The organism is Halobacillus sp. BBL2006, from assembly GCF_000786645.1.
Lineage (GTDB): Bacteria > Bacillota > Bacilli > Bacillales > Halobacillaceae > Halobacillus.
Genome location: NZ_JRNX01000328.1, coordinates 1 through 4,854, shown reverse-complemented (window position 1 = coordinate 4,854; position 4,854 = coordinate 1). Strand labels below are relative to the sequence as shown.

The 4,854-nt window shown below is 42.9% G+C and carries 5 protein-coding genes; 3 read left to right on the top strand and 2 right to left on the bottom strand.

Annotation, left to right across the window (positions count from 1 at the left end; translation table 11 throughout):
- The first annotated feature begins 225 nt into the window (after positions 1-225).
- Positions 226-1,017 carry a Cof-type HAD-IIB family hydrolase gene (locus tag LD39_RS10460; RefSeq protein WP_035546022.1) on the top strand — a complete coding sequence of 264 codons (792 nt, stop codon included), beginning with the start codon at positions 226-228 and terminating at the stop codon, positions 1,015-1,017.
- A gap of 46 nt (positions 1,018-1,063) precedes the next feature.
- Here the strand turns inward: LD39_RS10460 and LD39_RS22115 are convergent, their stop codons facing one another.
- Together LD39_RS22115 and recX are read right to left on the bottom strand one after the other, a co-directional pair.
- Positions 1,064-1,825, bottom strand: coding sequence for an NUDIX hydrolase (locus tag LD39_RS22115; protein WP_035546021.1), 762 nt, complete (start codon positions 1,823-1,825; stop codon positions 1,064-1,066).
- Positions 1,826-1,950: 125 nt separating this feature from the next.
- Positions 1,951-2,763: a recombination regulator RecX gene (gene recX, locus LD39_RS10450; RefSeq protein WP_035546019.1), complete on the bottom strand. Its 813-nt coding sequence runs from the start codon at positions 2,761-2,763 to the stop codon at positions 1,951-1,953.
- A 124-nt stretch (positions 2,764-2,887) separates the two neighbouring features.
- Between recX and LD39_RS10445 the strand changes: the two genes are divergently transcribed.
- Together LD39_RS10445 and LD39_RS10440 are read left to right on the top strand one after the other, a co-directional pair.
- A complete protein-coding gene (locus LD39_RS10445) occupies positions 2,888-3,793 on the top strand; it encodes a TIGR01777 family oxidoreductase (RefSeq protein WP_035546015.1) in 906 nt (301 codons plus the stop codon).
- Positions 3,794-3,899: 106 nt separating this feature from the next.
- On the top strand, positions 3,900-4,854 hold a 955-nt coding region (locus tag LD39_RS10440; protein ID WP_035546010.1), incomplete at its 3' end, for an amidohydrolase family protein.

Genomic DNA, 4,854 nt, shown 5'->3' with positions numbered 1-4,854 from the left:
TTTTTATTTTTACTTGCTGCTTCATATTGGTCCCCCACCTGAATTGGTCTCTCTACTTATAAAACGTTTTCAGTCGGCTCATACGTTCTATCGTATAATCCTTAAGAGATTTTTACAAGCATTTCTCTTTTAAAAAAACTTCTCCTTTGTCTAAAAGCGCTTACGTCGTGTACAATCTTTTAAGTGTGAAAAGTTTACTAGATGAGGACAGAAAGGAGCCCATCCATGATTAAACTATTTATCAGTGACCTTGATGGTACACTGCTTGGAATGGATCATTTTATAAAAAACGAAGATGCTGACGCATTAAAGCGCCTTGTTGAGCGCGGCGTTCCGCTGACGGTTGCATCCGGCCGGATGGATCACGAAATAAAAGAAGTTTTGAAGCGTGTCGGTGTGATTGGACATCGTGTCAGTCAAAATGGAGCGTTTGTCTTTGATAAAGAGGATGGACACATCCACTCGAAAACTTTCGATCGTGACCTCGCTAAAAAAGTGATGGCATCAATCGATAAGGAACCGATGATCAAAACGGTCTCTACGGCAGACGAAACGTACACGAGAGAACACAATAAGTGGATTGATATCATTTCAGAACAACTTTTTCATGATATACGTATAGACCCTAATATGACTGAGCGATTCGGCGAAAGTATTTTCCCATCCAAAATCTCGCTGCACGGGAAAGAACAAAATGTGATTGATTCGTATAACCGGATCGATGACTCTTTTGGTAAAGAGATTGACTGCTTCATCTCGCATGAAACCTGTGTTGATATCATGCCAAAGGCCATCAATAAAGGCAGCGGAATCCGTTCTCTTATTGAGATACTTGGAATTGACCCCCATGAAGTGGCCTGTGTAGGAGACTCGTTCAATGATGTAGCCATGTTCGAACTTACCCCACACAGCTATGTCATGTCTACCGCTCATAATGAAGTGATCGAAAAAGCGAATACGATCGTTGACCACGTCCATGAAGCGATCGAAGATTTGGAAAAGAAAGGCTTACTATAGTCAAAAGGCTGCTGTTCAAGAGGATCAGCAGCCTTTTCTTTTAATATTACGATTCCATTCGGTGGACGACTTCATAAGGACGGACATAATAACTCTCTAACGCCACTCCCTCATGACTTCTAGCATCAGTAATACGAATTTTAAAATGTTCTTTTGTAACGAATTCATCCAAATTAATCTTATTAAGATCTTCGAAAGTTACAGCCTTCGTCTCTCCAGGCTGAGTTCTTAGCTCACCGGAAAGATACTCCCCTTTGAAAACCACACAAACAATACCTCTTGTTACGTTTTGATAGACTCCTGTCACACCAGTGATGGCTGCATTTACGCCAGTCTCCTCAAAAACCTCCCTACGGACGGCTCCCTCCAGAGTTTCTCCCATTTCCATACGTCCACCCGGCATTTCGAAAGTATCACTACGGTGTTCATTCTGGACCAGCAAAACTTCGCCAGCCTCATTTGTTATGTAAGCAGAAACAGAGACGATCTGTTTTGGAAAATGGTAATCCCCTGTAGCTTCGATAAACTCTTCCCGAACTTCTTTATAGAGGGGGCCGAGCTGTTCTCTTCTCTTTTCAGAGTTCTTAAAGAGCTCCGATTGCTGCATTTTTTCCTTAAGAGACTGATAGTGATCGTAAGAATCATACTCCCAAATCGTAGTGATCTCATCATGGGACATCGTTGTGTATCGGCCAACTAAACGTGCACCATGGCCCAGGTGATTCGGAAGGGTATATTCATGAAAAAATTGAGTGCACCTCTCAAATTGATCTGGATTCACTCGAAAGGTTTGTCTTACATAGATCATTCATTTTCCTCCTGCTTCGTATAGTACATCTGTCTTGGCATTTAATGTACACGATTTCCTTTAGAAATCGTTTAATTTCCTCTGTTATAAAAACCGGAACAGCTATCTGTCCCGGTATCTATCTGTTATTCTTCACAATATTCCTCAATGAACCGATCGATGATATCAAAGGTAAATCCCTTCCGGTACATGGCTGATTTGATTTTTTGCTTTAACTCAAATCCTTCCGCTTTCTGCTGGTATTTTCTCAACAGCTTTTCCCCTTGAAGGACAGCTGCTTCCCACTCGCTATCCTCGTTCTCTTCTGCCGGAAGATTCGCAAGTACTTCTTGAATGACATCCCTTTGATACCCTTTTTGCATGAGCGTTTGCTGTACGTTCTGGATTTGCTGACGGAAAGATTTCCTTCCGTCATTTTTCATCTTTTTCTCAGCGAATTTCATTGCTTTCTCATATTGTTTGTCAAAAGAGAAATGCTCCAAGGCTTCCTCCGCCTGTGATGCATTGACTCCTTTTTCAATGAGTTCTTTTTTGAGAAGCAGCGGTCCCTTGCTCGATGTCATCACCTTAGATCGAACCAGAGAATTTGCGAATTCCTGATCATCGAGAAGCTTCTCTTTCTTCAGTCGAGTGACGATTTCTTGAACGTGTTCGGGGTCGACTTCCTTATCCTTCAAATAGTCTCGGATTTCCTTTTCCGAACGCATCCGGTAGCTTAAATAGTTGATAGCAAGGGTATAAGATTTATGTATCGTGTCTGTTTGCTTCATAGCTTCGATGGTAGCTTCATCGAGCTCCATATTCTTCTGCAGCCGATACTTTACGAGGACATCTTCGTCTACACTGAAACCATAGGCTTCACCCTGGCCATGATCCAAAAAGATATTATAGCGGCCCTTATTCTTTTTTTGCGTCGTTATTTTTGTAAGCTTAGCCAAAAGTATCACCTCTTTTGCTTAATTGTAGCATGTTTAACCTGACCAAGGTGACAGATTCGAATCGCATTTTCCGAATGGATGAAGTAAAATAATGTCAATCACTCTACTCGAAGGAGGCGTTTGTATGAACATTGTCGTTACAGGCGGCACAGGGTTTGTAGGAACACAATTGACCAAGCAATTGACGAAGGAAGGTCACCATGTCTACATATTGACGAGAAGCCCTGATCAACATGAAAACACAGACTCCGTCACTCATGTCGGCTGGCTCAAAGAAGAATATCATCCAGAGGAGCATCTTCCTGACGTACAGGCTATCGTCAATTTAGCCGGAGAATCATTGAACAGCGGGAGATGGATCGAAGAAAGAAAGCGTTCTATTTTGAACAGCCGCATTCAAGCTACGGAGGGTGTCATCGATCTTATAGATCGCTTACCAGAAAAACCGGGAGTTCTTGTCAATGCCTCCGCGGTCGGGTATTACGGAAATTCGAAAACGAAAACATTTACAGAAGAAACCACTGAACCGGCTCACAACTTTCTTGCCAATGTTGTCCGCGAATGGGAAGAACGTGCCTCTAAAGCGGCCGAAAAGGGCGTCCGCACTGTCTATGTACGATTCGGCATCATACTGGGCGAAGAAGGCGCCTTGCCTAAAATGATTTTACCGTACAAATGCATGATTGGAGGAAATCTCGGCTCAGGGGAGCAATGGATGTCTTGGGTTCATATTGATGATGTCGTCGGGTTAATCGATTTTGCCATCCACCATAAAGAAGTCGAAGGCCCTTTGAATGGAACGGCACCGAATCCCCAGCGAAATAAAGACTTCGGAAAAACTTTGGGAGATGTACTCAACCGTCCCCACTGGATTCCGGCTCCAGCCTTTGCTTTAAAAACGGCTCTCGGCGAAATGAGCACGCTGTTATTGGACGGGCAATCCGTTATCCCTAAGAAGGCAATCGCTCAAGGATACCATTTCAAATATCCAGAATTGAAACCAGCCTTGCAATCGATTTTATCTAAATAAGCGATAGAAGAACGAAGTTTATAGAAAAGCTTCGTTCTTTTATGCTCCAAAAAATAAAAATTAAGTATAATAATAGTAATCCATTATTTGAAGGGCTGTATGTTCTATGAATACCGTAATTACAAATGTCACGATTCACCCCATCACCTCTCCTTCCATAAAAAATGGGAAGGTGCATATTATCGATGGGAAAATTCATGATTATGGCAAAGACATTTCTTTACCGGAACAAGCGGAATATATCGATGGAAAAGGAAATGATCTATATCCGGGCTTTATCGATGTGCACACTCATTTAGGGCTGTATGATGAAGGAACCGGCTGGGCCGGAAGTGATGCCAATGAAACGATAGAGGCGATTACTCCACACCTGAGAGCCATTGATGGAGCTCATCCGCTAGACCCTGCCTTCTTTTCTGCCAGAAAAGCCGGTGTGACAACTGCCCATATTATGCCGGGCAGCGCAAACATCATCGGTGGAACGACTTCAGTGATTAAAACGATTGGTCATTCGATCACAGATATGGTCTTAAAAGAAACAGCAGGGTTGAAAATGGCTTTGGGAGAGAATCCGAAGCGGGTCCATTCCCAGTCCAAAGATGCTTCCATAACAAGATTAGGCATTATGGGTACGTTGAGAGAAACGTTTTATGCAGCGATGAAAAATCCTGATCCTCAAAATCTAAGGGTGAGACCGATTCTCCAAGCCCTAAACAAAGAAATACCTGTCCGCATTCACGCGCACCGTGCCGATGACATTATTACAGCCATAAGGTTTGCGGAAGAATTCGATTTGGACTTGCGCATTGAACATTGCACGGAAGGTCACCTGATTGTGGATCATCTCGCTTCAAGGAATTTACAAGTTTCTGTCGGTCCGACCTTTACTCGAGCCTCAAAAATCGAGCTGAGGAATAAAACGTGGCAAACGTATAACATTTTGCACGAGCATGGAATTAAAGTCTCAATAACAACAGACCACCCTTATACACCTATTCAATACTTAAATATATGTGCAGCTTTAGCCGCCCGTGAAGGTATGGATATTGAGGACGCTCTCC

Bases quoted from the DNA above. Each gene is read 5' to 3' on its own strand.
- LD39_RS10460 (WP_035546022.1), top strand. From the start codon at position 226: ATGATTAAACTATTTATCAGTGACCTTGATGGTACACTGCTTGGAATG.
- LD39_RS22115 (WP_035546021.1), bottom strand. From the start codon at position 1,825: ATGATCTATGTAAGACAAACCTTTCGAGTGAATCCAGATCAATTTGAG.
- LD39_RS10445 (WP_035546015.1), top strand. From the start codon at position 2,888: ATGAACATTGTCGTTACAGGCGGCACAGGGTTTGTAGGAACACAATTG.